The 25,545-nt window shown below is 61.4% G+C and carries 23 protein-coding genes; 9 read left to right on the plus strand and 14 right to left on the minus strand.

Annotated features, from left to right (window positions below):
* Positions 1-92: 92 nt before the first annotated feature.
* The 5 genes from dxs to KBB96_RS13825 form a co-directional block, all read right to left on the minus strand.
* The gene (dxs, locus tag KBB96_RS13805) at positions 93-1,985 is read right to left on the minus strand and encodes a 1-deoxy-D-xylulose-5-phosphate synthase (RefSeq protein WP_211630029.1); all 1,893 of its coding nucleotides are present in this window, start codon (positions 1,983-1,985) and stop codon (positions 93-95) included.
* Positions 1,963-2,295 (minus strand): exodeoxyribonuclease VII small subunit, encoded by a 333-nt coding sequence (gene xseB / locus KBB96_RS13810; RefSeq protein WP_211630030.1) that lies wholly within the window; start codon positions 2,293-2,295, stop codon positions 1,963-1,965. Before xseB ends, dxs begins: the two co-directional genes overlap by 23 nt.
* Positions 2,295-4,112 carry an ArnT family glycosyltransferase gene (locus tag KBB96_RS13815; RefSeq protein WP_211630031.1) on the minus strand — a complete coding sequence of 606 codons (1,818 nt, stop codon included), beginning with the start codon at positions 4,110-4,112 and terminating at the stop codon, positions 2,295-2,297. The genes xseB and KBB96_RS13815 overlap by 1 nt, the downstream gene beginning before the upstream one ends.
* Before the next feature lie 31 nt (positions 4,113-4,143).
* Positions 4,144-5,517, minus strand: coding sequence for a sigma-54-dependent transcriptional regulator (locus tag KBB96_RS13820; RefSeq protein WP_211630032.1), 1,374 nt, complete (start codon positions 5,515-5,517; stop codon positions 4,144-4,146).
* A gap of 211 nt (positions 5,518-5,728) precedes the next feature.
* Positions 5,729-6,910 carry a two-component system sensor histidine kinase NtrB gene (locus KBB96_RS13825; RefSeq protein WP_211630033.1) on the minus strand — a complete coding sequence of 394 codons (1,182 nt, stop codon included), beginning with the start codon at positions 6,908-6,910 and terminating at the stop codon, positions 5,729-5,731.
* 44 nt (positions 6,911-6,954) lie between these two features.
* On the opposite strand from KBB96_RS13825, the gene cutA reads away from it, so the two are divergent.
* Positions 6,955-7,296, plus strand: a complete 342-nt coding sequence (cutA, locus tag KBB96_RS13830; RefSeq protein WP_211630034.1) for a divalent-cation tolerance protein CutA — start codon at positions 6,955-6,957, stop codon at positions 7,294-7,296.
* On the opposite strand, the gene KBB96_RS13835 is transcribed toward cutA, so the two are convergent.
* Positions 7,290-7,646: a rhodanese-like domain-containing protein gene (locus KBB96_RS13835; RefSeq protein ID WP_211630035.1), complete on the minus strand. Its 357-nt coding sequence runs from the start codon at positions 7,644-7,646 to the stop codon at positions 7,290-7,292. The genes cutA and KBB96_RS13835 overlap by 7 nt on opposite strands.
* Positions 7,643-8,257 carry a L,D-transpeptidase family protein gene (locus KBB96_RS13840; protein ID WP_211630036.1) on the minus strand — a complete coding sequence of 205 codons (615 nt, stop codon included), beginning with the start codon at positions 8,255-8,257 and terminating at the stop codon, positions 7,643-7,645. Before KBB96_RS13840 ends, KBB96_RS13835 begins: the two co-directional genes overlap by 4 nt.
* Positions 8,258-8,407: 150 nt before the next feature.
* On the opposite strand from KBB96_RS13840, the gene KBB96_RS13845 reads away from it, so the two are divergent.
* From KBB96_RS13845 to KBB96_RS13855, 3 genes are read left to right on the plus strand one after another with little or no spacing between them, the layout of a single operon-like run.
* Complete coding sequence (locus KBB96_RS13845; RefSeq protein ID WP_211630037.1) at positions 8,408-8,695, plus strand: FmdB family zinc ribbon protein; 288 nt, start codon at positions 8,408-8,410, stop codon at positions 8,693-8,695.
* A 3-nt stretch (positions 8,696-8,698) separates the two neighbouring features.
* Positions 8,699-9,400 (plus strand): hypothetical protein, encoded by a 702-nt coding sequence (locus KBB96_RS13850; protein WP_211630038.1) that lies wholly within the window; start codon positions 8,699-8,701, stop codon positions 9,398-9,400.
* Positions 9,401-9,418: 18 nt separating this feature from the next.
* Positions 9,419-10,858, plus strand: coding sequence for a hypothetical protein (locus tag KBB96_RS13855; RefSeq protein WP_211630039.1), 1,440 nt, complete (start codon positions 9,419-9,421; stop codon positions 10,856-10,858).
* 6 nt (positions 10,859-10,864) lie between these two features.
* Here the strand turns inward: KBB96_RS13855 and KBB96_RS13860 are convergent, their stop codons facing one another.
* Entirely contained in the window at positions 10,865-11,233 is a 369-nt protein-coding gene (locus KBB96_RS13860) for a DUF2237 family protein (protein ID WP_211630040.1), read from the minus strand.
* 76 nt (positions 11,234-11,309) lie between these two features.
* Between KBB96_RS13860 and KBB96_RS13865 the strand changes: the two genes are divergently transcribed.
* Entirely contained in the window at positions 11,310-12,263 is a 954-nt protein-coding gene (locus tag KBB96_RS13865) for a hypothetical protein (RefSeq protein ID WP_211630041.1), read from the plus strand.
* Positions 12,264-12,266: 3 nt separating this feature from the next.
* Here the strand turns inward: KBB96_RS13865 and KBB96_RS13870 are convergent, their stop codons facing one another.
* Complete coding sequence (locus tag KBB96_RS13870; RefSeq protein ID WP_211630042.1) at positions 12,267-13,118, minus strand: MYG1 family protein; 852 nt, start codon at positions 13,116-13,118, stop codon at positions 12,267-12,269.
* A 97-nt stretch (positions 13,119-13,215) separates the two neighbouring features.
* Here KBB96_RS13870 and KBB96_RS13875 point away from each other — a divergent pair, with 97 nt between their 5' ends.
* Genes KBB96_RS13875 through KBB96_RS13885 form a run of 3 tightly spaced genes read left to right on the plus strand, consistent with a single transcriptional unit; the run spans position 13,216 to position 15,482 of the window.
* Positions 13,216-14,118, plus strand: a complete 903-nt coding sequence (locus KBB96_RS13875) for a hypothetical protein (RefSeq protein ID WP_211630043.1) — start codon at positions 13,216-13,218, stop codon at positions 14,116-14,118.
* Positions 14,119-14,166: 48 nt separating this feature from the next.
* Positions 14,167-14,835, plus strand: coding sequence for a spermidine synthase family protein (locus tag KBB96_RS13880; RefSeq protein WP_211630044.1), 669 nt, complete (start codon positions 14,167-14,169; stop codon positions 14,833-14,835).
* Positions 14,836-14,867: 32 nt separating this feature from the next.
* Positions 14,868-15,482: a M15 family metallopeptidase gene (locus KBB96_RS13885; protein WP_226373544.1), complete on the plus strand. Its 615-nt coding sequence runs from the start codon at positions 14,868-14,870 to the stop codon at positions 15,480-15,482.
* Between the two features lie 140 nt (positions 15,483-15,622).
* On the opposite strand, the gene KBB96_RS13890 is transcribed toward KBB96_RS13885, so the two are convergent.
* Together KBB96_RS13890 and KBB96_RS13895 are read right to left on the minus strand one after the other, a co-directional pair.
* Positions 15,623-16,705, minus strand: coding sequence for a serine hydrolase domain-containing protein (locus tag KBB96_RS13890; protein ID WP_211630046.1), 1,083 nt, complete (start codon positions 16,703-16,705; stop codon positions 15,623-15,625).
* Positions 16,706-16,742: 37 nt separating this feature from the next.
* Complete coding sequence (locus KBB96_RS13895) at positions 16,743-18,383, minus strand: peptide chain release factor 3 (RefSeq protein WP_211630047.1); 1,641 nt, start codon at positions 18,381-18,383, stop codon at positions 16,743-16,745.
* Between the two features lie 255 nt (positions 18,384-18,638).
* Between KBB96_RS13895 and KBB96_RS13900 the strand changes: the two genes are divergently transcribed.
* Entirely contained in the window at positions 18,639-19,439 is an 801-nt protein-coding gene (locus tag KBB96_RS13900) for a TorF family putative porin (protein WP_211630048.1), read from the plus strand.
* A 188-nt stretch (positions 19,440-19,627) separates the two neighbouring features.
* On the opposite strand, the gene KBB96_RS13905 is transcribed toward KBB96_RS13900, so the two are convergent.
* The 3 genes from KBB96_RS13905 to KBB96_RS13915 form a co-directional block, all read right to left on the minus strand.
* The gene (locus tag KBB96_RS13905) at positions 19,628-20,812 is read right to left on the minus strand and encodes an efflux RND transporter periplasmic adaptor subunit (RefSeq protein ID WP_211630049.1); all 1,185 of its coding nucleotides are present in this window, start codon (positions 20,810-20,812) and stop codon (positions 19,628-19,630) included.
* Between the two features lie 22 nt (positions 20,813-20,834).
* Positions 20,835-24,053, minus strand: coding sequence for an efflux RND transporter permease subunit (locus tag KBB96_RS13910; RefSeq protein ID WP_211630050.1), 3,219 nt, complete (start codon positions 24,051-24,053; stop codon positions 20,835-20,837).
* Between the two features lie 433 nt (positions 24,054-24,486).
* On the minus strand, positions 24,487-25,545 hold the full coding sequence (locus KBB96_RS13915; RefSeq protein WP_211630051.1) for a GTP pyrophosphokinase: 1,059 nt from the start codon (positions 25,543-25,545) through the stop codon (positions 24,487-24,489).

Raw genomic sequence — 25,545 nt, forward strand, 5'->3', positions numbered from 1 at the left:
TGGATGGGGAGTCTTTTGGAAAAGGGTCCGTCGCAAAATAAAAAGGCCGACAAGTGCCGGCCTTTTCAAAGAATCGGGGGAGTGTGCTGGTTTCAAAAGTGCTTCAGCACCTTCGCCACCGCATTCTCGGCGGTCAGACCGTGAAGCTCACGGAGGGTGTCCGGCTTGCCGTGCTCGACGAATTCGTCCGGCCAAGCGATGCGCTCGACCGGTGTCTTGATACCGGAGTCATGCAGCAGCTCGATCACCGCGGCGCCGAAGCCGTTGTGGGCGACGTGGTCCTCGAAGGTGCAGACCACCTTGCACTTCTTCGCGTAGTCCTCGATCACCGTGGCATCCAGCGGCTTGATGAAGCGCGGGTTGATCAGGGCAACGGAGAGTCCCTTCTCTTCGAGCATCGCCTTCGCACAACGGGCCATTTCGAACATCGTGCCGAGGCCGATGAGCGCCACGTCGGCACCGTCGGCGACAACTTCGGCCTTGCCGATTTCGAGAACCTTCGCGGTCGGAGGAATCGGCGTGCCGTCGATGATGCCGCGCGGATAGCGGATGGCGGAGGGACCGGCCTCGTACTGGGCCATGGTGTGGAGCATGTCCACGAACTCGGCCTCGTCCCTCGGCTGCATGAAAATGAGGTTCGGCACGTGGCGCAGGTAGCCGATGTCGAACAGACCGTGGTGCGTCGGGCCATCATCGCCGGACAGACCGCCGCGGTCCATGCACAGGCGGACCGGCAGACCCTGCAGCGCCATGTCATGGATGATCATGTCATAGGCGCGCTGCATGAAGGTGGAGTAGATCGCGAGGAACGGCTTGAAGCCGCGTGTGGCAAGGCCGCAGGCGAAAAGCGCGGCGTGTTCCTCGGCGATGCCCACGTCGTAGTAACGCTGGGGCAGCTCCTTCTTGAAAATCTCCAGCTTGGTACCGCCGGGCATGGCGGCGGTGATGGCGACGATCTTTTCGTCCTGCTTGGCCATGTCCGTCACCGTGCGACCGAAGATGTCCGAGCAAGTGGGGGTGGCGGTGGTGTCGGTGGAACCGTCCTCGATCTTGTAGGCACCGAGACCGTGGAACTTGCCGGGATTGTCGAGGGCGGGCTGGTAGCCGCGGCCCTTCTCCGTGATGATGTGGAGGACCACCGGCTCGTTGAGCGTCTTGAGATGCTCGAAGGTTTTGACCAGCAGCGGCAGGTTGTGGCCGTCGATCGGGCCGTAGTAGCGCAGGCCGAACTTCTCGAACAGCACGTTCGGGAACAGCAGGTTCTTCGCGCCTTCCTCGACCTTGTGGGCGAGGTTGCGGACGGCTTTGCCTGCGATCTTTTCGACGAATTCGGCGGCCTTGCTGCGGACGGCGGAGTAAGTCGAGTGCGTCTGGAGCGCGTTGAAGTAGCGGGCGATGGCGCCGACGTTCTTGTCGATCGACCACTCGTTGTCGTTCAGCACCACGATGAACCGCTTGGTGGTTTCCGCGATGTTGTTGAGCGCTTCCAGAGTCGGTCCGCAGGTGAAGGCGGCGTCACCGGCGACTGCGACCACGTGGCTGTCGTCTCCCGCAAGATCACGGGCGGCGGCCATGCCGAGTGCGGCGGACAGGGCGGTGCCGGCGTGACCCGCTCCGTAGCAATCGTGCTCGGACTCGCTGCGCAACAGGAAGCCGTTGAGGCCCTTGTAGGTGCGGATGGTGTGGATCTGGTCGGCGCGGCCGGTCAGCATCTTGTGGACGTAGCCCTGGTGGGCGACGTCGAAGACGAAATTGTCCTTCGGGGTCGAGAAGACCCGGTGCATCGCAATCGAAAGCTCCACCACGCCGAGGTTCGGGCCGAGGTGGCCACCGGTCTTGGAAAGAGACGTGATCAGCGAATGGCGGACCTCCGCCGCGAGGGCGGGCAGATCGGCATCGGACAACCGCTTGACGTCCTCCGGGGACTTGATGCTGGAAAGGAGCGGCCCGAGGGCGGGGGGCTCAGAAGAGGCGGATGTCGTCATCGTCGTCAGGGTCATCCTCCGGCGTTTCGGGCGGAGGCGCGCCACCGTGCGTGGTGGCGGCGGCGGAATCCAGAGCGTTTTCTGCCTGATTCCGCAGGGTGATCAATTCGAGCCGCTCGCGGGCGGACTTCAGCACGGTCTCGCAGCGTTTCAGGAGAGCGGAGCCCTTTTCGTAGTGGGCAACCAGGTCTTCCAGCGGCAACTGCTCCTCCTCCATCGCCTCGACCACCGCTTCCAACTCGGCAAGCGCCTCCTCGAAGCCGGGTCCGGCTTCGGGGTCGTTCGGGGTGGTTTTGCGGCGGGCGGCCATTATTGCGCGGAGTTGGGGTCCGAGGTGCGGACCGGACGGTCGCTGTAATAGACCATGTCGTAAATGCCGAACAAATTCACCGGATACGGGTACTTCTTGTAGATCGACTGGAGTTTCTGGTCCTTGTCGTAGAGGCGGAGGCCCGGTGGGTAGGTGGCGGCGAAGACCCGGCCGTCCATGACCAACGAGGTGAAGTCGCCGTAGTCGCGCTGGAGCGTCCCCATGTCCTCGGAGCCATGGGAACTGGGAGAGATCATGATGCCGACGGTCGGGGTGCCGAGGTCCGAGGCAATGCCTTCGAGCTTTTCGAAGCCTTTCTTGGAGTTCGGGAGCCAGATGCTCATGCGGTCCGCATACCAAGCCACGGCCCATGGCTGGTCGGAGAAGCAGATCTGGTTCGGCTTGACCCAGTTTTTAAGGCCTTGGTTGAGAGCCGGGGCGAAATAGGGTGGCCACCATGGAACGCCGCCGGAATCACGGCGATCCATGCCGAGACGGATTTTCGGCCAAATGCCCAGCACCAGCGGAGCGGCACACACCAGCACCACCACGATGTGATGGACGTTTTTGAGCAATGGATTCGCGACGACCACTTCCAGGCGGCTCCATAGGATCGACAGGAAGGCAAGGCCGTAGGCCGCCATGATCGGAGCAAAGACCAGATGGATCTGGTTCGAGTCGAGATCCTTGGCGCTGACGCCGAATATGGACATGCCGAACGCGGCAAAGACCCACATCAGAAGGAGGGCCCAGCGGAAACGGGCGATCGAAGGGCGCTTGAAGGGGTGGAACAGGGCGATGAAGAAAATCGGAGCGACCACAATGCCGCCGAGGAACGGCACGATGTCCGTGGCCTGGAGAAGCGTGGTGCGGAGGGTTTTCATGAGAATCCCATCCAGCGACAGCGGCTTGCTGCCCAGATCGTCGGTCCGCATGATGGTGCCTTCGTTCAGGCTGTCCCCCAGGCCCTTGTAAATCATCAGGAAGCTGGTGCCGAAGGGCGAGTCGCAGACCTTCGCGGTGTGGGTGAGGCAGACGATTCCGGCCAGACCAGCGATAGCGAGGATGGAGATGGCGACGATACCGCGGGGGCGGAAAGCGATGGCGGCGAACACCACGTAACCCAGCACGATCCAGATCGCCAGCCAGTGGGTCATGGCCATCAGGGTGAAGAACACGCCGGCGACGATTGCCGGGGTGAGGGCCACCCGCCCCTCGGTGGAAGCCTCCACCGCCCGGTAGGTGAAGTAGATGCCGCATGAAAAGAGCAGCATCAGCAGCATCTGCGGCAGGCCGCTCAACGAGAAGTTCCAGAACGTCTCGCAGAACAGCATGAGAATCGCGACCACACCGGCGATCTTCGCGTCAAATATTCGTGAAACCAGCAGGTAGGTGACCCCGATGGACATCAGGAAGAACAGCGTGCTGACCGCGGCGATGATCCGATCAAGAGGATAGACCACCTGCTTGATGCTCATGTTCCAATCGTCCGCGGAATCCGCACCCACCAGTTTCAGCACGGCGGCGTTGATCAGGGGATTCAACGGCGCGTGGTAAGTGTCCGGGAAAGCGACGAAAGCGGCGGAGCCGTTGACCTTCTGCACCTGATGATAGGCCACCGGACGGATCATCTTGGTGGTGAAGCCGTTGCCACGGGCGATTTCACGCGCGATCTGCGCCTGGTCCATCGCCTGGGGGGCGTTGAGGCCGCGGAAGAGAATGAACAGGTTCAGAAGGGTCAGCGTGACCAGCAGCAGGAAGAAGAGGCTCCGGCGGACGATCACACCGGCGTCAATGGATTGGGACTGGGCGCTCATGGAAAATCGGATGGAAGCGGGCGATGCAGGGTCAGAGTCCCAATTCCTTCAGCTTGCGTTGGAGGGTGCGGCGGCTGACGCCGAGGAGTTCCGCGGCCCGGGTCCGGTTGCTCCCGGCTTGATCGAGAGCCGCCCGGATGGCGCGCGTTTCGAGCGCATGCAAGTTGAATTCCACCGGACCGGCAAGGTCCATTTTGTTGGAAACGGACAGCCCCGGAGAAGCCGTTTGTCCTTGATCCGCAAGGAACGCAGGAAGGTGCCGGACGTCTATGACGGAATCGTTACTCATCACCACGCCGTGCTCGATGGCGGTTCTCAATTCGCGGACGTTTCCGGGCCAGGAATAGTGACGCAACCGGTCCAGTGCCGCATCCGTGAGAGGTTTGACCGGCCGCCCGTTGTCCTTGGCGAATTCCTTCAGGAAACTGCCGGCCAGCAGCACGATGTCCTCGCGGCGGGTCCGCAGCGGCGGCATTTCGATTTTCACCACATTCAGGCGGAAATAGAGGTCCTCGCGGAACTTCCCCTGATCCACCAGCTCGCGGAGGTTCTTGTTGGTGGCCGCGACCACCCGCACATCGATCTTGATCGGGCTGTTGGAGCCGACCCGTTCGATGGTGCGCTCGGAAAGCGCGCGCAGCAGCTTCACCTGCGTGGCAGCGTCAATCTCGCCGATCTCATCCAGGAACAGCGTGCCGCCATCCGCTTGCTCGAACCGGCCGATCCGCCGCTGGGCTGCTCCGGTGAAGGCGCCTTTCTCATGGCCGAAGAGTTCGCTTTCCAAGAGCTGGGGCGAAAGCGCGGCACAGTGGACGATCACCATCTTGGATTCCGGACGGCCGGAGAGATGGTGGATCGCGTGGGCGACCACCTCCTTGCCGGTGCCGCTTTCCCCCTCGATCAGGACCGTGGCACGGGTCGGCGCGACCTGATGGATGAGGTCGAATACCCGGGTCATCGCGGGGGACTTGCCGATCAGGCGGTCGAGCTTGTGGCGCTCCGAGGACTGTTGCTTGAGTTCGCGGACCTCGGTTTCCAGCTTCCTGGTCTTGAGCGCGCGCTTCAGCAACATCTCCACCTCGTCGAGGTTGAGAGGCTTGGTGACGAAGTGCCAGGCACCGCGGCGCATCGCCTCCACCGCCGTGTCCACCGAACCGTAGGCGGTCATCATGATCGCCACCGGTGGATTCGGACGGACGAGCGCTTTTTCCAGCAGCTCCATCCCGGATTCCCCGCCCATCCGCAGGTCGGTGAGCAGCAGGTCGATGGGCTCGCTCTGGAGAATCGTCAACGCCTCGGTCGCACCACTGGCGGTATAGACGTCGAACTCCTCTTCCAAAGCCGCGCGCAGGCCCTCGCGGGTGGCGCGCTCGTCATCAACAATCAGGAGGGTGGGCTGTTGCATGGAAGAGTCGAAGGTCGGAAGGTCGGAAGGTCGGAAGGTCGGAAGGTCGGAAGGTCGGAAGGTCGGAAGGTCGGAAGGTCGGAAGGTCGGAAGGTCGGAAGGTCGGAAGGTCGGAAGGTCGGAAGGTCGGAAGGTCGGAAGGTAATGGCGTTGTAGGATAGAGCGGACGAACGAGGACTTTTAGACTTTCGACCTTCAGACCTTCGACTCTTCACCCCACATCAATCACAGGGTCCTCGCCTTGGCCGAGCAGTCGCACGGTGCGTTCGCCGCGCGGGAGATAGATGGCGATGCGGGTGCCATGCCCCTCCTCGCTGTGGATCTCGATTTCCCCGCCATGCTCGCGCACGATCCGGCGCACGATCAGCAGGCCGAGACCGCTGCCGGAGGCCTTGGTGGTACGGTAGGGCTCGAAGATGGATCCCATGTGCTCCGGAGAGATGCCGGTGCCATTGTCCTCGATGGCGATGCGGTATTCGTAGTCGTTCGCCCGGGTGCGGATGGTGATGCGGCCCTGGCCCTCGCGGAGGGCTTGGTAGGCGTTCCGCATCAGGTTGTAGAACACCTGCTGGAACTGGCCGCCATCGATCTCCGCAGGCGGCAGGGTTTCCGAGAGATCGAGTTCCACGGCGATCTTCCGCGAGGCGAGTTCCGGTTCGAGCAACCGCAGCGTTTCGTGGAGCAGGGCATTGAGGTCCGTACGCTCGCGTCGGAGCGCGGTGGGACGCACGGCGGAAAGGAACTGCTTCAGGATGGCATCCAGCCGCTTGATCTCCTCGCGCGCAGTGGTCAGATGCGTTTCCAGCGGAGCGCGGTCACCGGGCGGCAGTTTCCGGAGCTTGCGGTCCATCAGCTGGAGATGGATGTCCAACGAATTGAGCGGGTTGCCGATCTCATGAGCGACTCCCGCCGCCAGCAGGGTGAGAGCGTTGAGACGTTCGGTTTCCAGCGTTTCCTCCGCCTCGGCACGGGTGCGGGTGAGGTCACGGACCAGCATCACGTAGCCTGGCGGCGTGGTTTCCGGGCCTTCGTCGGCACTGATAGGGGCCAGATAGAAATTGAGGAAACGGTTCTCCGGATAGAACACTTCCAGATCCCGGCTTACGGTCCGGCCCGGTTTGGCGAGGGACTTCCACTCGAGACCGCGGACCTGCCGGGACAGCGGCTCACCAATGGCTTTCTCGGGATCGAGCCCGAAGAAGCCACAAGCCGCCCGGTTGACGAAAGCGATCGTCCCTTCCGGATCGAGCAGGATCACCCCCTCCAGGAGAGCCTCGAACACCTGCTCAAGAAACCCCTTTTCCCGGATCAAGCGGGCGACGATCTGCTGGACCTCCCCCGGCTCCACCTTGTCGAGCCGGGCGACGAGCTTTTCAAGGAAGCCGGATTTCACGGAAAAGGTTGCCAGTGTGGGGATTTCGGTCTTCAGGAAGGACCATGAGTGAAGCTCTTGAGCTCCTGATCGTCCTCTGCACCTTCCCCGATCCGGAGCAGGCGCGACAGATTGGCACGGCCTTGGTGGAAACGCAACTGGCAGCCTGCGTGAATCTGCTCCCCGGCGTGGAATCCATCTACCGCTGGCAAGGGCAGATCGAAACCTCCGCCGAGGTGTTGGCGGTTTTCAAGACCACCCGCGGGGCATTTCCCGCATTTGAAGAGGCACTCACGGATCTCCACCCCTATGAAGTGCCGGAGATTCTGGCGCTGGAACCGGCGGACGCATCCGCGGCCTACGCGGCGTGGGTATGGGAAAATGCTTCCGGCGCTCGCAATCAGTAGCGCGGCACCTCGGAGTCGATTGTCCGCGACCAAGCGTCGATTCCGCCCGCCATCGAGAAGACACTTTCCACGCCGTTCGCCCGGAGAAACGAGGTCGCTCGCAGCGAGCGCATGCCGTGGTGGCAATAGACCACCACACCGTTCGACGCGCCTTGCCGCAGCGCGTCGATTTTCTCCGGAAAGCTGCCAAGCGGAACCAGATCGGCTCCTTCGATCCGGCAGATGCCCCATTCCTCCGGCTCCCGACAGTCCACGAGCCACGGGCGCTCCGATTCCGGCAGGGTGGACCAGCCGGAGACTTCGGCACAGGTGACTTCCAAGGTGGCCGCCGGGTCAGGCAGCAGACTCATTGGACGATGACCGGGGTGCCGAGCTCGACGTTCTCGAAGAAGTGGCGGGCCATGTGGTCCGGCATGCGGATGCAGCCGTGGGAGGCCGCGTAGCCCGGCAGGAAGCCGGTGTGCATGCCGATGCCATCGGAAAAGCGCATGAAATACGGCATCGGAGCCGGGTAGTAGATCTGGCCGGGCAGCACCGGGGTGCGGATATCGGCGTTGTCATTGACCATCTGGCCGGTCGCCCGATCCTTGATAGCGCCATAGGTCGAGGACTTGTGGTCCTTGTCCTTCTGAGTGATCTTGTAGCGGCCCGGAGGTGTGCCGTGGTCCTCGTTGCCGGAGGAGATCTTCGAGACCGCGACGAGCTGGCCACCCTTGTAGAAGTAGGCCTTCTGTTCCGCGCGGTTGATCCGGATAAGCGGGGCGCCGGTGGTGCCTTCGCCATCCCAGTAGGAGATGTCGTCCGGAATCGCCGGGGCGGAGTGATGCTCGCCTTTTCCGGTCGGACCGTTGTTGCGGGTGTAGCCGAGCAGATAATCGGACTTTTGCGGACCGCTGGGGGCGCAGGAAGCGACCAGAGCGGCGATGACTACGAGAATGGAACTACGGAGTGCGGCTTTCATGTAACTAGAAAGGAAACGCGGGACGCGCGATTCTCGCCCGGATCCGGCATCCGGTCAAGCCGACAGCCCTCGGAGCGATCTAACGGCATCGGGAGGGCGGGGCGATGGGGGTTGCTTCCCGGCGCGGGCGTGGTATGGAGGCCTTCCGCCATGCCAAACTACGATTACGAATGCCAGACCTGCGGGCACCGCTTCGAAGTGTTCCAGAGCATGAACGATCCGAAGCTCACCGATTGCCCGCACGAAGGCTGCGAGGGTCAGGTGAAGCGTCTGCTCGGCACCGGAGCGGGCCTGCTTTTCAAGGGGGCCGGATTCTACCAGACCGACTACCGCTCTTCCTCCTATCAGGCAGGCGCCAAGGCCGATGGCAGCAGCGCTCCCGCCGCCCCGGCGGCTCCTGCGGCCCCCGCCAGCGCGCCTTCCACTCCCGCGAACTGACCCATGGCCAAAAACAATGAGGAAACGCCCGCGAAATCCGGTGGCGGCTGCATCGGACTGCTGACCAAGGGATTTCTGGCGGTCACCATCCTCGGCATGATCGTGGCCCTGGCGTTTGTCTATCTGCCCCAAGATGTCAGCGGCATCGAGGGGGTGGGGCCTGCGGCCGTGTCCGCGCCCAAGAAGGATATCAAGGCGATGCTCCGCAGCTCGCTGGAGCGCGGCTATGAGGTCTCATTCACCGAGGAAGAGATCAATGGCTACCTGTCCCGCACGCTTGCCAGCAAGCAGGAGGGGCTGCTGGGCGGGAATGCAACCATCGACGGCGTGTGGGTCAGCCTGGAGAAGGACTGCGCGGAGGTGATCATCGAGCGCCGCGTCTTCGGCCGCCCGTTCACGGTTTCCACCTTTCTCCAAGTCGAGCAGACCATGCAGCCGAACGGTCGGGTGAAAACGGAGGTGGTCCTCCATGGCGGCCCCTATTTCGCGGGCACCTACCCGTATCGCGGCGGTCGTTTCGGGTCGCTGGTAGTGCCGCAGGGATTCCTCCGGCTGATGCTGCCGTCCTTTGAGAAACTCGCCCAAGCCTATCAGGAGGAACTTGCGATCATCCCGGACATGGCCCGCATCCAGATCAGCGAGAATCGCATCACCTTCAATCCCCAGGCACCGGGCGATGACCTGGGCGTGGGTGGATCTTTCTGAACTCCTGCCCGCACACCGGTGAAAACCCTCCTCATCGTCCTTGCCGGCCTTTGTGGCGTCCTGATGGGAGCCGAGCCTCCCAAGGCGGTGCCGGTGAATCCTGCGGCGGTCGTGCCCAAACCCGCCGGTCCTCAACTGGTTCCGTCGGTCGATCCGAATCCGGCGGCGCCCCAGCGGGTGGTCAGCGCCTCGGAGCAATTCATCGTCACCGGTGGGGACGCGGCTCTGCGCGGGCGCATCGCCATGCGGGCGGAAGACATGAAGCGCGCCCTGCTCAAGCTGGGGGACGACGCCAAGGACGAATGGAAGGTGCCGATCAAGATCCATGCCGAAGGGAAAGCAGAAGATCCGGAACCGAAGCGCGCGGTGCGGATGGAGCTGACATTCAGCGAAGCCGGATGGGATTTCCGCATCCGGATGTTCACCGGCCGTGGCATTGAGAATGGCTTGGAGCGGGAGCGCCTCGACCGTACGATGCTTTCCGCTTTGCTCTATGAAAGGGCGCTGCGGACGATGCCGCTCCAGGAAATGGAGGAACCGCTGCTGGTCCCTCCCTGGCTGGTGGCGGGATTGCAGGAGGCGATTGCCTGGAAGGAGCACAAGGGGGACCGGAAAATCTACGAAGCCCTCGCCAAGAACGGCGGCCTTTACAAGCTGGCCGACCTGCTGGCGGTCACCGACGAGCGCTATGACGAGCTGGATGGCGGCAGCCGCAGTGCCTTCCGCGGAACCTCGGGAGCACTGGTGCTGGCGCTGGTGGATCAACCGCAGGGAGAGGAAAGTTTCCGCCAGTTCCTTGCCGAAGCGGCGAATTTCGGTGGCGAAATGCCGGTGCTGCTGAAGCGTTGCTTCCCCGGCCTCAACTTGTCGGAAACCAGCCTTTCGAAATGGCTCGCATTGAAGGTGATGGAGCTGAAGGAGCCGGAATTGAGCGAGTCCCTCCCTGTGGAGGAAACCGACCGGAATCTGGAGGATGCCCTCAAGGTGCATTTCCGTGATCCCTCCGGCCTCTATATCGAGAAGCCTCTGGCGGAGGTCTGGCAGGAACTCGGAGGTCTGCCCCCTGCCACAAGGTTGGAAGCGGTGAAACGGGTGCAGGAAGGCATCGTCCGCCTCAGCTATCGCTCGTTCCCTTCATACCGCCCGATGTTGGAGGAGTATCAGTCGATCCTGGTGGACATCCTCAAGGGCAGGACCACGAAGACGGCGATGCAGTTGAGCAACCTGGCCGAAACCCGCGTGACCATGAAGGAGCGCTGCAAGGTGGCGCGGGACTACATGGATTGGTTCGAGATCACCCGCGCGCGCGAAACCAGCGGAGCCTTCGAGGACTATCTCAAGCTCAAGGAAAAGCTGAAGTATGAGATGCCGGTCCGGCAGGCACCCATCTCCAGTTATCTGGATCTGATGCAAAAAAGCTTCGGACGCTCCGAGCCCGCTTCCGGCCCCCGCCGGTGAGGATTTTCAGAGCACCGCGTGCCTTTTGAGGTCGTCCAGATCGGCGAATTCCAGTGCCGATTCATGGGTGGCCTCCAGCACCACCTGCGGCGCACAACCGGCGTGCAGGGCCTCCTGCCAGCGCGCGGCGCACAGACACCAGCGGTCACCGGCCTTCAATCCCGGGAAACCGTATTCCGGACGCGGGGTGCTGAGGTCGTTGCCGCGCCGCTTCGAAAACTCGAGAAACGACTCGTTCATGCGCGCGCACACCACATGCACCCCGGCATCGCCCTTGCCCGTGCGGCAGCAGCCGTCCCGGAACCATCCGGTCAGAGGTTCGATCGAGCAGGTCATCAGCGGGGTTCCGAGGACATTGAGCGCTTCACGGGCCATGACGGAGAATCTAACGGCAAACTGCGCCGCGTCCAGCGTGCTTGCCGCCTGAACGGATCGATGAAAGAATCGTCACGTGGAAAAAGCATGGGACCATGACCTGCCCGAGCGCTTCGGCCCGATGACCGTCAAGGAGCTGCGGCAAAACCTGAGGCGCGGCAGTTTCGTCTATCCGTTCATCGGTATCCAGTTGTTGGCCGTGCTCGCGGTCTTCGCGGAGTTCCAGATGTCACGTGTGGCGGAATACACCGAATACGTCGGTGTCATGAACCTCGGGCTGATGGGGAGTTCCGGTCCGTTCTGGGTCGTGGTTTCCGTGATCTGCATGGTGATCATGCCGCTCGGAGGTCTCATCCTCATGGGGCAGGAACTGGAGGAGGGAAACCACGAGCTGCTGCTGCTCACCCAGCTCAACCGCTGGAAGGTGGTACTCGGCAAGTTCTACACCATCTGGGGCCTGTGCGCGCTGACCTTCGTCTCGCTGCTGCCGTACGTGGTCGTGCGTTATCTGCTCGGCAGCATCGAGTGGTGGCGGGAAGCGTGTTGCTCGCTCACGGTGCTCGGAGGTTCCGCGATCATTGCCGCCGGAGCGATCGGTGCCTCCTCCTTCAAGGGACTCGCCGCCCGCATCGGGATCATGGCACTGTTTTTCCTGTCCTGCGGAGCAGCTTGCTCGGTGCCTCTGGCCGTGGCCGCCAGCCGGGAAAAGGGCTGCGAGATCTGGTATCATCTCAATGCCCTCTCCGCCGTCTTCTGCTACACCATGCTCGGCCTCTCGCTGGCACGCTCGCGACTGCGCCTGGTTGTTCACGCGTATGAGGTGAAACCGAGCTGGATGATTGTGGGCCTGCTGGTGTTCACGCCCTTCGTGGTGTGGATGACCACGCTGTTCACGGGCGGCTACGCCGGTCTGGTCGGCCTGATCGGCATGGCCTTTGTCTCGATCTATGCGGACGTGACGCCGAAAGCTCCGAAGTGGATGGCGGCTCCGACCCCGAATATCCCTCCTCCGCCGATGCCCCATTCGTAAGCGTCAAACCCGCGCGGCGGCCAGCAGTTCCCTCAAGCGCGCCTGCTCCGCCGCCGAGGTCTTCGCCACGAAACCGCGGGCATGCGCGAAGTGGACATCATGCTCCTCCTGGATGCGGGTGAAGTCGAAGAGCGGGCTGTCATTGTGGCGTGAAAGTCCGTAGCCACTGCCGCGTCGATCCGGATAGACAAGTCCCGCCACGCTGGCACTCTTTCCGATGGATTCCAGATAGCGGCCGAGTCCGGCGGAAGGCTCCTCCGACATCGACTCGGTACGCGGCAGGAACAGCACCTCGGTGCCCCCCACGTCCCAGAGCTCCGCATGCTGCGCGATGAAATCGAGGCGCTCACGCAGATTCCTCAGATAGTCGAGCAAGTCTTCACCGATGAAGCGCAGCAGTTCCCAGATCGGATTGCCGGGTTCCAACCGCCGTGCTTTGGCGAAGCGCCGCAGCACGGTGACATCCACCGGAGAATTCAGCTTCGCCAGCGTATCGCGATCCACTCCCAGCCACTTGGCCGTAGAAACCGGGCCGCGCGTGTCGAACCATTCCGCGGGCTCCAACCAGTCGCAGAACTTTCTCGCGTCCTCGTAAACGCCGAGGTGCTGGAGCACCAGTGTGAGAGCGCAGGCCGGAGGATGATCCGCCGGGAACTGGTGGTGGTCGAAATTGTTGCGGGCAGGATCGTGCTCGCCGCCCACGTCCACCACCGCGATGGCCACGTCATCGAGATCCGCCTGTGTGGGCTCACGCCGCTCGATCGGAACTCCGTGGACGGCGGCCAGCAGGCTGCATGCGAGGAGTTCGTCTTTGTGCGCGCCGCCGGGGTGGGTGAGGATCAGGGAAATCGACATCGGGATGCGGAACCCTAGGCGCGAATCCCGGAGCGACAAGCCCGGCGAAAGCAGTCGGAGATTGTGAAACGACCTGCCGGGTGATTGGATACCTTTCATGGGGCACTATTCCAGTCTGGGACGCATGGTGGGATGGACGGCCCTGGGATGTACAGGCGGGTTGTTCATCGCGGGCGGGATCTGCTACTCGAAACCCAAGCTGTACCGCTCACAGGTGGTCTTTGAAGCAAAGGAAGCGGCGGGACGGAAAGTGGAACTGGCTCCACTGCACGCGGTCCGCGCCGTGCGGGCACAGGAACTGGATCTGCGATGGGGAGTCCCCCCGGATGAAGCCGTGGCGCGACTGCGTGCGGCGGTACGCATGGAGGCGGTTCCGGAGGGAGTGGTCCTCACCGCCACCCACACCAACAAGGAAGATGCCCGGGACATGGCAGAGGAGACGGCTGGATATTTCCGGGGCATGGATGCGGAGGCCACCTTGGCGGGAAAGAACCCCGTGCCTCCGGCCCCGTCGGAAAAGACGGCATACGATTTGGACATAACGGTGGACCGGCTTGTGGAGAGAGCCGGTTCCGCGGGTATCCGGGATTTCCGGCTTATCCCCCGCGCCGCGAAGATGGGGGTGAAGGCGGCCGCGGAGTTGTGGCAGGATGCGGAGTTCAAGGAGTGTTGGAAAACCTACGACGGGATCACCGCCACGCTGGACGGGCTTCCAGGAGATGGCTCCGCTCCGCCTTTGGCGGAATGGATCGAGCCACCGGTGATCGCTCTCCGACCGTTTTCCCCCGACGTGGATTCGTATTTGAAGCCGGGTCTTTGGGGCGGAATGCTTCTGGGATGTCTGGTCGGAGCCAGAATGGAAGCGAAGCGCAAGCCTGACGCGGATGAGCCTTCTCCGGAGCTGGAAGATCCGGAAGACGGCTTTGGCGCATCCTCCTCCCTCCCGCTGTCCGACCACCGGACGGGAGCGTCCCGCGCGACCGCCGGGGATGAATGGTAGCCCGGAGATTTCCTTCGACAGTCCGCGCTTCGCCAAACATACGCGGGCGTGAAAATCACCCGCCACCTCGCCACCTGCACCACCAAGGACGGTTCCGTGCTCGTCCTGCAGGAGCATGACGGGCACTTTTATCTGCGGGTGGACGGCGTGCAGCTCATGAGCACCACAGCCTCGTCCTCGGAGCAGACGATGGCGGAACTGGCTTGCTCGAATCTGCCAAAGAAACCGCGGGTGCTGATTGGCGGTCTCGGATTCGGTTTCACGCTGAAGCGCGTGCTCGAACTCGCCCCCGCGGATGCGATCGTGGAAGTGGCGGAACTGCTGCCGGAGATCGTGGCGTGGAACCGCGAGTTTCTCGGCGAGGTGAATGGCACGCTGGTGGATGACCCGCGCGTGATCATCCATGTCCGCGATGTGAACGATCTGCTCAATCGCTCCGGGGCGGATCGCTACCATGTGATCCTGCTGGATGTGGACAACAGCCCTGATCCCCTCGTCCAACGCGGAAACGCGCGGCTCTACAACCGCAGCGGCCTCGAACGCGCGAAGGCGGCGCTCCATCCCGGCGGACGTGTGGTCTATTGGTCCGCGAACCAGGACAAGGACTTCGCCCGCTCGGTCGAGAAAGTGTTTGGGAATGTCGAGTGCGTGGGAGCGAAAGCTTATCCGAAAGCGAAGCGATTCACGCACACACTGTTCGTCGCGGATCGGAAGTAGGCTTCATGGCCGTCTTCGGATAGCGTGCGGCCATGGACGCGTGGAGCCGATGGTGTTTGTTGCTGACAGGAGCTTTCGCGAGTTGTTCCCCGCGTCTCGTGGATGTGGAAGCGATGCATCGTCCACCCGTGCGCGATGTGCGCTATGCGACCACGGACAATTTCACCCACACCCGGCTCTATCCCCTGACGAAAGTGTTTCTCCATCGCGACACGGCACGCGCGTTGGAGGAGGTGCAAGCTGATCTCGCCTTACGCGGGCTCGGCTTGAAAATCTTCGATGGCTACCGCCCTCTCTCGGTGCAGTGGAAAATGTGGAATCTGATCCACGATGAACGCTACGTTTCCAATCCTGCGGTCAACCGCGGCCGCCATACGCGGGGCACGGCGGTGGATGTGACGTTGGTCGATCGACGTGGCCGCGAACTGCCGATGGGCACGGCTTTCGATGATTTCACCGACCGCGCGCATCCGGATTATGCCGCACTGCCGGAAGCGGTGAAGAGAAACCGCCGCCTACTCGCGGAAATCATGACGCGCCATGGTTTTGAAGCTTATCCCTATGAATGGTGGCACTTCGATCTGAAGGGCTGGAAACGCTATCCCGTGCTCGACATCGGCATCGACCGGTTGGCGGCAGGACGGTGAACCTCTTGTAGCCGGACTGGTAACAGTTCGGGCTGGGAAGATGAACCCTTGGCAAGAAACGCCGCTGCTCGGGGATGACCGAAGTGTATCGGAAGGCATCGCTCGTCCACCCAGCCTGAAGTGTCACCACTTCAGCTACTTTATTTTGGCACGCACTTGCCGATCAACAGGCTCGCCGCCTGATCGCAGACCTTCGCGCCATCCCCGCTATTGCAGACGGCCACCACCGCGAAGTCCTTGGCCGGTGCCAACCACATCACCGCGAAGAACATGGTGTTCGAACCATTGTGCGTGAGCGTGGCACCGCCCGCCCAATCGCGTTTGGTTGTGACCCAGCCGCAGGCGTAATCATCTCCCGGTGGCACCGGACGATGCAGGTCATCGAGCTGGGTCTGGCTCAGCGGACCTTTCTTCAGATCGCCGAGGTGGAAACCGGCATACTTCGCGAAATCGAGCACGGACATATACACCGTACCCGCCGGACCGATGGCCGCGGGGTTGTCGCCATCCGGCTGCGGATTCACGGCGACGAGTTTGCCATTCACCAAATGATGACCATAAGGCTGGTCCACCTTGCCATTCGTGGCCGGAGCGCCGAAGCCCGCGGAGGTGATGCCCAGCGGCTTGAACAAGCGCTCCTGCATCAAATCCTCCCAGGCGCGACCGGTGACTTTTTCCAAAGCCGCACCACCGATGGCGAAGCCACCGTTGGAATAGACGCGGCCCTGTCCGGGCGTGTAGTCCGGCTTCACGGAGAGAATGTCCTTCACCAGCGCCTTGCGCTGTTCCGGTCCGCTGCGGTTCCGATCCCAACTGGGATTCTTCAACTCATGCGGTACGCCGCCGCTGTTGGAAAGCATCTGCCGCAGCGTGGCCTCGCGGTAGTCCGGATGGATTTCGAAGTCCTTGAAGACATCGGAGACCTTCGTGTCCCAACCGATCTTGCCATCCGCGATGATCATGGCCGCGAGGCTGGCGGTCATCGACTTGGTGCAGGAACCGACGTGGAAATGATCGCCGAGCTCCACCTTCTGCGGTTCATCGAGCTTACGGACTCCGGCCGTCCCGGCGGCAACGACCTCTCCTTTCAACACCGCTGCCGCGGCCATGCCGGGAACCTGCGAGTTCTCCAACAGCTTCGCGAGATCGGCGGAAACATCGAGCGGCTCCTTCGCCATGGAGACGGCGACGGACGCACAGAGAATGAGGATGCAACGAACCATGGCAACGGTGTCATACGAGCACCGCCGCCGTATTCCATCAAGACTTCGCCGGAGGCGGGAATGGCTGGTCGGAGATCACCCAGTCCTCGTTCTTGTCCGTGAAGGTCTTCAGCGCCCACTCGTGTGGAATCAGCGCGACCAGCGAGCCGTGGACGTCCCGGGCCAGCGTGACGCCCATCGAGAGCGAAGGCAGCTCCTCGCCGGTCTTTTCCGGGTCCTTCGGCTTCATCCAGCGGGCAAAGCTCCAGGTGCCATTCTCCAAGCGGGTTTCCGCGCCGTATTCGTTTTCGAGACGGTGCTGGAGCACTTCGAATTGGAGCGGGCCGACCGCACCGAGCAGCGGCACGGCGATGCCGATGGCATCCAGCAGGTTGAATTCCGTGACCACACCTTCCTTGAGCATCTGCTCCAGACCGGCCTGAAATCGCTTGTACTTCGCCGTGCTGCGGTTGTGCAGGAAGGCGAAGCACTCCGGAGCGAAGCGCGGGATCTCATCGAAGCTCACCTTCGGATCGCTGGAAAGCGTGTCGCCGATCAGGAAGTCATGGTTGCCCACCAGACCCGCCACGTCTCCCGCGTAGGCATCGTCCACGGTTTCGCGCTCCTGAGCGAAGAGGCGCTGCGAGTTGGAAAGGCGTACGCGCTCGCCGGTGCGGGTGTGGACCACCGTCATGTCGCGCTCGAACTTGCCGGACACGATCCGGATGAACGAAACACGGTCGCGGTGCTTCGGATTCATGTTCGCCTGGATCTTGAAGACAAAGGCGGAGAACTCGGGCGAGGTGGGCTCGATCACCTTGCCGCTGCCGCTTTCGCGCGAAGCCGGTGGTGGAGCGAGTTCGAGGAAACGGTCGAGCAGGAGCTGGACACCGAAGTTGTTCGCAGCCGAGCCGAAGAACACCGGCGTGAGTTCGCCGGCCTCCACGGCGGCGATGTCGAACTCCGCACCCGCGCCCTCCAGAAGCTCCAGTTCATCGCAGACCTGGCGGTAGGTGCTCTCGTCCAGCGTCTGGGTCACCAGCGGATCGTGGATGTCCTTCACGGACTCCGCGGCGCGGTAGGCCCCGCCCGGGGTCTTTTCGAAAAGGTGGACCTGGCCGTGCTCGCGGTCGAAGACGCCCTTGAAACGCGGGCCATCGCCCAGCGGCCAGTTCAGCGGGAAGGCAGCGATGCCGAGCACGGACTCCAGTTCATCGAGCAGCTCAAGCGGTGGACGCGCCGGGCGGTCGAGCTTGTTCATGAAGGTGAAGATCGGCACACCACGGCGGCGGCAAACTTCGAAGAGCTTCCGCGTCTGGCTCTCGATGCCCTTGCCCGCATCCACCACCATCACGGCGGCGTCCACGGCGGTGAGCACGCGGTAGGTATCCTCCGAGAAGTCCTTGTGGCCCGGGGTGTCCAGGATGTTCACCATGCAGCCCTTGTATTCGAACTGGAGCACGGTCGAGCTGATCGAGATGCCGCGCTGCTTTTCCAGCTCCATCCAGTCGGAAGTGGTGGCGCGCTGGTTCTTGCGGGCGGTGACGCTGCCCGCCTGGTTGAGGGCACCGCCGTAGAGCAGGAATTTTTCCGTCAGCGTGGTCTTGCCAGCGTCCGGGTGCGAGATGATCGCGAACGAACGGCGGCGGGCGACCTCGCGTTTCAGCTCGGCGGCGGTGGGGGCATCGGAAGCGGACATGGGACGGAAAGCGCGGGCGGCGTGGGCCGGAAGTAGAGAGGGAACGGGGCGGAGTCGAGGTTTTAGGCCGGCCCACCGTGACCATGGGGGCTGGTTGGCAGGATTCCGGGGAAAAACCGGGCTCGGGAGGCGGAGTCCGAGGGACCCGCATTGATTCATTTTTTACGGGTTTCGGTTCCTCTTTAGCAACACGCCCGCCCCCGGGCTGCAAGGCTCGTGTCGTGCCGTCCGGCACTCCATCGAACCTAACAATCCATGCACACCAGTCATTCATTCCTCGGATCTCTCCTCACGGCCTCGGCACTCGCGTGTGTCCCGGTCATGGCGGGCACGATTTCCAGCCCGGCGACGGAACCGGAGCCTTTTCTCGAAGGCAACCTCCACATCGGCTACAGTTCGGACTACCTCTTCCGCGGTGTTGACTCGGGCGCGGGTCTCGCGGAAGCCGGGCTCGATGTGTCCAAGAAGCTCGGCTCGGGCTTCACGCTCAGCGGCGGCCTCTGGTACGGTTCCATCGAGAACAGCGCCTTCGGTGACTTCCCGGGCGTGGGCATCCCCGACCACTACAGCGAACTTGATGTCTATGGACAGGTGTCGAAGGACTTCGGCTTTCTGACGGCTTCCGTCGGCTATATCTGGTACCACTATGCGGATGCCTCCGTCGAGGTGCCGGGCGGCTCTTTCAAATTCATCAATGACTCCCAGGAAATCTCGTTCGGCATCAGCCGTGAGCTTTTCTACGGAATCAATGCCGGGCTCACCTACTATTGGGACATCGAGACCGACAACGGCGGCTACACCGAACTCTCCCTGAACAAGACCTTCGAACTCCAGAAGTGCCTGACCCTCGATGCGGGTGCGAAGGCCGGCTATCTGATGGAAGAAAGCGGCTTCTCCCACGTCACCCCGATGCTGGCGTTGAACTACAAGCCGACCTCCACCGTCACGATCAGCCCCTACATCGCCTACGCGTTCGCATTGGACAAGCTGGATACCATCGCCCCGAATTCCCACGACCATTTCTTCGGCGGGATCAAAATGGCGGTGAGCTTCTGATGATTCACCGCTGGTAGAAATTCTGCTTCGGACCATATGTCGTCCGGCGAGGGTTCATGGTTGCCCCTCGCCGGATGCTTTTTGCAGCATGCATGCGAGCCTCGGCAACACACCGCGAAGAGCATGACGGAACGCCCGCCGGCGCTGGCCGGGAAAAGGAAGAACGCTGTGGAACCTGATGCGTCCCCTCAGTTTGCTTTGGCGGCAATCGCATTTTCCGCCACCCGCACCTTCATGCCATCCACAAGAGAATCGAAAGGACTCGCGATGATGCGGTCGGTGGCGGTGATACCGCTGAGCACTTCGACCCGCTCGCCGAAGTCACGGCCGATCTCGATCTTCTTGAGATGAACAATGCCTTCCCCATCAACCGCGGCGAGCTGGAGTCCCTCTCCCCGGAAGATGAGGGTGTTTGATGGCACCGTGATCAGCGGCGTCTTTGACACGCTGGCAAAGCGGACCTGCGCGTAACTGCCGGTGCGGATCAGCCCCTTCGGATTCTCGACCTGGAGCTCCGTAAGCAGCGTGCGCGAGGTGGTGGAAATCGATTCGGAAGTGGTGGTGACCTTGGCCGGAAATTTTTCTCCTGGCAGCTCCGGAATCAGCAGCTCCGCCTCCTGACCCACGGTGATGCCCATCGCCTGGGTCTGCGGCACGCGGACGTAGATGCGGAGCTTCTCGGTCTGGGCGAGATGGAAAAGCTCGCGACCACTGCCCGCATTGATGAGATCACCGATGTCCACGTTTCGGACGGTGATGATGCCATCGAACGGTGCGACGACTTTCTGGAAGCCCTGGAGTTCCTCGAGGCGATGCACGTTGGCCCGCTCCGCTTCCAGAGCGGCCTTCGCCACATCCACCGCAGCGGTCTTTTCGTCCGCTTCCTGTTTTGGCACGGCGTTGACCTTGAGAAGACCCTGCCAGCGCAGGTCGGTGGTCTGGGCGAGCTTGAGATTCACCTCGGCCACGCCGAGTTCCGCGCGGGCTTGGTCGAGCGCGCGGTCGGTCTCGGGCGTCTCGATTTCCGCCAGCACGTCACCGGCTTTCACGCGAGCACCGATGTCCACTTTCCAGCGCTTCAGGTAACCGTTCACGCGCGCGTAGATGGAAGCCTGCAGCATCGGCGTCACCTCGGAAGGCAGGATCAGGCCGTCCTCCTTCTTCCCCGGCTGCGGTGAAATGAGAGCCACGGTCGTCTCGGCGAGCTCCGCCGTATCCTGGCGCGTTTCTTCCCGCTGACGCAGGCGCGGCAGGATGCCAGCCACCGCCCCCACCACGATGAGCGCGAGCAGCACGAGGGAAATCAGGCCGAGCCTTACCGGACGACGGGGCGCTGGCGGTTCATCGGCGTGATCGGTTTCCGGAGCATTCATGACAGGCAGGAAAGGAAGGGGTTCAGGCGGGAAGATGGGTGGATTCCGTTTCCGGAGATTCCATGGGAGCAGCGGCAGCTTTCTTGCGATGAAGCAGACTGAAGACCGCAGGAACGAAGAACAGCGTGGCGAAAGTGGCGACGATCAGTCCGCCGATCACCGCACGCCCGAGCGGCGCGTTCTGCTCACCGCCGTCCCCGAGGCCGAGGGCCATCGGCACCATGCCAATGATCATTGCGGCGGCGGTCATGAGCACGGGACGAAGACGTCCGGCACCGGCCTCCCAAGCGGCCCGCACGGGATCACCGCCCTCCTGGTGCTTCTGCCGTGCGAAGGTCACCACCAGCACCGAGTTCGCCGTGGCCACACCGAGACACATGATGGCTCCCATCATCGCTGGCACGCTGAGAGTGGTCGTCGTGAGGTGCAGGCCCCACACTACTCCGGCAAGCGCGCCGAATAGAGCCGTGAGAATGATGAAGGGGTCCAGCCAGCTCTGGAAGTTCACCACCAGCAGGAAGTAGATCAGGATGATCGCCATCACCAGACCCACGCCGAGCCCGATGAAGCTGGCGCGCATCGTCTGGGCCTGGCCGCGCAATACGATCGAGCTGCCTGCGGGCAAGGTCTTCTCCGCCTCCTTGATGAGCGGGTTCAAATCATCGAGCACTCCGGCGAGATCACGACCGCTCACCCCACCGAAGATGTCCACCACCGGCTTCACATCATAGTGCGAATAGATCGGCGAACTGACGGTGCGCTTGTAGGTGGCGAGATTCGTCAGGAGCTGCCCGGTTTCATTGGTGGCCGTGCGCGCGGTGATGGGCATCGACTGGAGATCGGCGATGGAATCCATGCGGTACTCCGGAGCGCGGACGTTCACCACATACTGCACTCCGATCCTGCGATCCAACCAGTAGCCCGGCTGCACCTGCGAACTGCCGCTGAGGCCGAGCAGGATCGATCCCGCCACATCGCGCTCGGAAAGATTCATCTGCGAGGCCTTGGTGCGGTCCACTTCGAATTCGAGGCGCTGGAGGTTGCCCGGCTGCTGCACACGCACGTCCACCGCACCGGGAATGTGGCGGATCTTTTCCGCCAGTGCGGCGGCGGCGCGTTGGTTGCCTTCGACGTTGCGGCCGACGATCTGCACATCGAACGGCGCGGGCAGCCCGAAGTTGATCGTCTGCGTGACGATGTCGGACGGCAGGAAGTAGAACAGCACTCCGGGGAACTGTTTGTTCAGGTCAATGCGGAGCTGGCGGATGTATTCCGCGGTCGGGCGATGCCCTTCCTTGAGCGCCACCATGATGTCCGCATCCGCCGGACCGGTGGCACCGCTGTCGCTGTAGCTGAGGTTGATGCCCGAGTTCGGCAGGCCGATGTTATCGAGGATGCCTTTCAACTCCGAGGCGGGGATCTGCTTGCGGATCGCCTGCTCCACCTGATCGACAAGCTGTGCGGTTTCCTCAATGCGGGTGCCGGTCTTCGCTCGCACGTGCAGGCGGAAGGAACCGCTGTCCACCGTGGGGAAGAAGTCACGGCCCAGCATCGGCACCAACCCCATCGAGCCGACGCAGAACGCGAGGAACACCACGATGAAGGCCACACGATGCCTCAGCAGCACCGCCAGCACATCGCGATAGAATTCCAGGAAGCGATGGAAGCCCGCCTCGAAACCCTTCTGGATCGCGACGAACGGACGCGCCCACCACGCGGGCTTGTGCTCACCGTGGTTGCCGAGGTTCTGCCAGTGCTTGTTGCTGCGCTCGAACCACATCACCAATGTGGGCACCAGCGTGCGGGACAGCACGTAGGAGGCGAGCACCGCGAACACCACCGCCATCGCCAGCGGAGCGAACAAGTAGCCAGCCACACCGCCGAGGAAGAACATCGGCACAAACACGATGCAGATGCAGAGCGTGGAAACCATCGCAGGCAGCGCGATCTCCGCCGCGCCCTTGATGATGCCATCCTCCAGTTTCTCTCCCGCCTGCAAATGCCGCTCGATGTTCTCGATCGTCACCGTGGCATCATCCACCAGAATCCCCACCGCCAGCGCCAGACCGCCGAGCGTCATCAGGTTGATCGTCTGCCCCAGCGCACTCAATGCCGCCAGCGATGCAAGCACCGCCAGCGGGATGGAAATCGCGATGATGATGGTGCTGCGCCATGAGCCGAGGAACAACAGGATCATGATGGCGGTCAGCGCGGCGGCGATCACGCCCTCATGCACCACGCCGGTCACCGCGGATTTCACGAACAGCGATTGGTCGGAGAACTCGGTGACCTTGAGATCCTGTGTCGTCAGCGTGCCAAGGGTTTTCTTCATCGCCTCCTTCACGCCCGCCGCCACATCCAGCGTGGAGGCATTCCCGTTTTTCAAGACGCTGATCAGCGTGCTGCGCAGGCCGTCCTGCCGGACGATGTTCTTCTGCGGGTCCGCGCCATCGCGTACCTGCGCCACGTCCCGGATCCGGATCACCGCACCATCCACCGTCTTGATGGGGAGCTCGTTGAGATACTCGATGAGCTGCGGGCTGGTGTTGACGTCGATCGGGTATTCCTTCGATCCGATCTTCGCCGTGCCGCTGGGATAGACGATGTTCTGGTTGGAAAGCGCCGCGACCACGTCCTGGGACGAAAGGTTCTTCGACTCCAGCGCCTGCATATTCAGGTCCACCGAGACGAGGCGTGACTTGCCGCCATACGGCAGTGGCACGCCCGCGCCCTGCACGCTGATCAGGCCCACACGGATCTGGTTGGTGGAGACGTCCTGGATCTGCTGCTCGTTGAGTTTGCTGCTGCTGACCCCATATTGGAGGATCGGCACCGTGGAGGCGTTGTACTGGATCACCAGCGGCGGCGTGGTTCCCGGCGGCAGCTGGCGCAGGATCGTCTGCGAAATCGCCGTCACCTGCGCCACGCCCGCATCCGGAGAAGTCCCCGGCTGGAAGAAAATCTTCACCACCCCCACCCCGTCGTAGGAGTTCGATTCGATGTGCTCGATGTTGTTGACCGTGGTGGTCAGCGCGCGCTCATGGCCATAGACCATGCGCTGCTCCAGTTCCTTCGCGCTGAGGCCGGTGTAGGACCAGATCACGCTCACCACCGGAATATTGATCGCCGGGAAAATGTCCGTCGGCGTGCGGATCAGCAGGAAGGGCGTGATCAGCAGCAGGAGCAAAGCCCCGACCACGAAGGTCAGCGGACGGCGGAGAGCCAGAAGGACGATCCACATAAGCGGTGAGAATCACAACGTCGCCTGCCACCGGAGCCGGTTGCAGCCAACGAAGGACCGATACGCCCGGCCCAGTGGACGGCAAAGGAACATTTCGTCGCAAATTGTCGCAGAATTACGGGAGGACTCCAATATCGGCATTTTTAGCGGTCGATATTTAAAAAATATGCATCGGTCTAACAAATGCTGTCTCGCAGACGGTCCCCCATCCACCAATAGGTCTGCATGCAAATTCTCAATAAAGCAAATCACCGGTTAAGGCCTTTTGAAGAAGCTATCAATGCTATGAACGAAATCAGATTTTCAGCATCCGAAAGCGGCCCTCTTGATCATCCTTCAACCCAAATTAAAGCTATTGCAATTTTCGAACATAAACAGGAAGCAGTATACAGAAGCTTAGAAAATCATCTCACTCAGTTTAGGAAAAATGTATTCATACAAATGAGGATTTTAATTTTCCAACTTTCTCAGCGTTGACCAATGCCGCGTAAATATTGAAATCCTCTTGATTCTCGGCAAATAAAAACCAATCTCTCCTCCAAACCAGCCTTACATATTTATCATGATCGTGCAGAATCATCCAGTCGCGAACCAACCCCAAAACAGTGGTAGAATATTTTTGTTTTTTTGATGTCTTGCCATATCGCGGGTGGATGATAGCTTCAAGCTGGCCGATTGTCAAAATTCCAAAATCCGCCAACTCACGTATAGATTTGGAATACTCGGCATTTATTTTTATTGCCGCAGGGATTACTTTAAATTCGTTATCCTCACACCATTTTTCGACAAACCTGGATAATGTTATTCCATTTAGTTCCATCAACGAACGATTTTCCGAGGAAAAATCGATTTCCGTTTTGTACCGATCAATTTGATCTATAAGTGCACTGAAACCTCGATCCGCTATCTCCAAAAGCCCAGCATAAAGGAATAGGGAACGGCGGATTTCCCTTGGCAAAGGAACATTCAGTTTATAGTCACGATCATGAGAGACTAGAGCCCATACATGTTGGAGAGATGTCCGCAGTTGTATCTCGAACACTATGTCATTGTATTTTTTAAGTAAATCCGTCCGCTTTTCATCTAATCGACAAACAAAGTGATCCGATCTATATCCGATTTGATCCACCTCAAGGGAGTTATCCTTGTCTCGACTATGATTAGGATCAACCTTGAAATGCTCATTTATTATTCCGGAAATCAACTCGATCTGCGATTCGATATCTACCACTATCCTCACCCCAACGATATCCATCATCTCAGATCTCGGGTCGAGATACCCCTTTCGGATAATTTTTTCCTTAATGTGCGACTTTTGTTTTGTTCGGCTCGTCACTTGTGCACCTTCGATTTTAGCTAAGGTCAAAATCTGTCGCACTCGACTCTCAATCATTGCGGTAAACTCTTCCAGCAGAGGATACTCTTCGTCTATCCATTTCTGGATATCTTCTTCGGAAAGCGGGCAACATTTAGTTTGCTTGGGCGTTTTCAT

Source organism: Luteolibacter ambystomatis, from assembly GCF_018137965.1.
Lineage (GTDB): Bacteria > Verrucomicrobiota > Verrucomicrobiia > Verrucomicrobiales > Akkermansiaceae > Luteolibacter > Luteolibacter ambystomatis.

Coding starts and splice junctions, on each gene's coding strand:
- KBB96_RS13910 (WP_211630050.1), bottom strand. CDS start 24,053: ATGTGGATCGTCCTTCTGGCTCTCCGCCGTCCGCTGACCTTCGTGGTC.
- KBB96_RS13895 (WP_211630047.1), bottom strand. CDS start 18,383: ATGTCCGCTTCCGATGCCCCCACCGCCGCCGAGCTGAAACGCGAGGTC.
- KBB96_RS13845 (WP_211630037.1), top strand. CDS start 8,408: ATGCCAAACTACGATTACGAATGCCAGACCTGCGGGCACCGCTTCGAA.
- KBB96_RS13840 (WP_211630036.1), bottom strand. CDS start 8,257: ATGAAAGCCGCACTCCGTAGTTCCATTCTCGTAGTCATCGCCGCTCTG.
- KBB96_RS13900 (WP_211630048.1), top strand. CDS start 18,639: ATGCACACCAGTCATTCATTCCTCGGATCTCTCCTCACGGCCTCGGCA.
- KBB96_RS13815 (WP_211630031.1), bottom strand. CDS start 4,112: ATGAGCGCCCAGTCCCAATCCATTGACGCCGGTGTGATCGTCCGCCGG.
- KBB96_RS13850 (WP_211630038.1), top strand. CDS start 8,699: ATGGCCAAAAACAATGAGGAAACGCCCGCGAAATCCGGTGGCGGCTGC.
- KBB96_RS13905 (WP_211630049.1), bottom strand. CDS start 20,812: ATGAATGCTCCGGAAACCGATCACGCCGATGAACCGCCAGCGCCCCGT.
- KBB96_RS13870 (WP_211630042.1), bottom strand. CDS start 13,118: ATGTCGATTTCCCTGATCCTCACCCACCCCGGCGGCGCGCACAAAGAC.
- KBB96_RS13885 (WP_226373544.1), top strand. CDS start 14,868: ATGGACGCGTGGAGCCGATGGTGTTTGTTGCTGACAGGAGCTTTCGCG.
- KBB96_RS13915 (WP_211630051.1), bottom strand. CDS start 25,545: ATGAAAACGCCCAAGCAAACTAAATGTTGCCCGCTTTCCGAAGAAGAT.
- KBB96_RS13890 (WP_211630046.1), bottom strand. CDS start 16,705: ATGGTTCGTTGCATCCTCATTCTCTGTGCGTCCGTCGCCGTCTCCATG.
- dxs (WP_211630029.1), bottom strand. CDS start 1,985: ATGACGACATCCGCCTCTTCTGAGCCCCCCGCCCTCGGGCCGCTCCTT.
- KBB96_RS13835 (WP_211630035.1), bottom strand. CDS start 7,646: ATGAGTCTGCTGCCTGACCCGGCGGCCACCTTGGAAGTCACCTGTGCC.
- cutA (WP_211630034.1), top strand. CDS start 6,955: ATGAGTGAAGCTCTTGAGCTCCTGATCGTCCTCTGCACCTTCCCCGAT.
- KBB96_RS13860 (WP_211630040.1), bottom strand. CDS start 11,233: ATGGCCCGTGAAGCGCTCAATGTCCTCGGAACCCCGCTGATGACCTGC.
- KBB96_RS13820 (WP_211630032.1), bottom strand. CDS start 5,517: ATGCAACAGCCCACCCTCCTGATTGTTGATGACGAGCGCGCCACCCGC.
- xseB (WP_211630030.1), bottom strand. CDS start 2,295: ATGGCCGCCCGCCGCAAAACCACCCCGAACGACCCCGAAGCCGGACCC.
- KBB96_RS13875 (WP_211630043.1), top strand. CDS start 13,216: ATGGGGCACTATTCCAGTCTGGGACGCATGGTGGGATGGACGGCCCTG.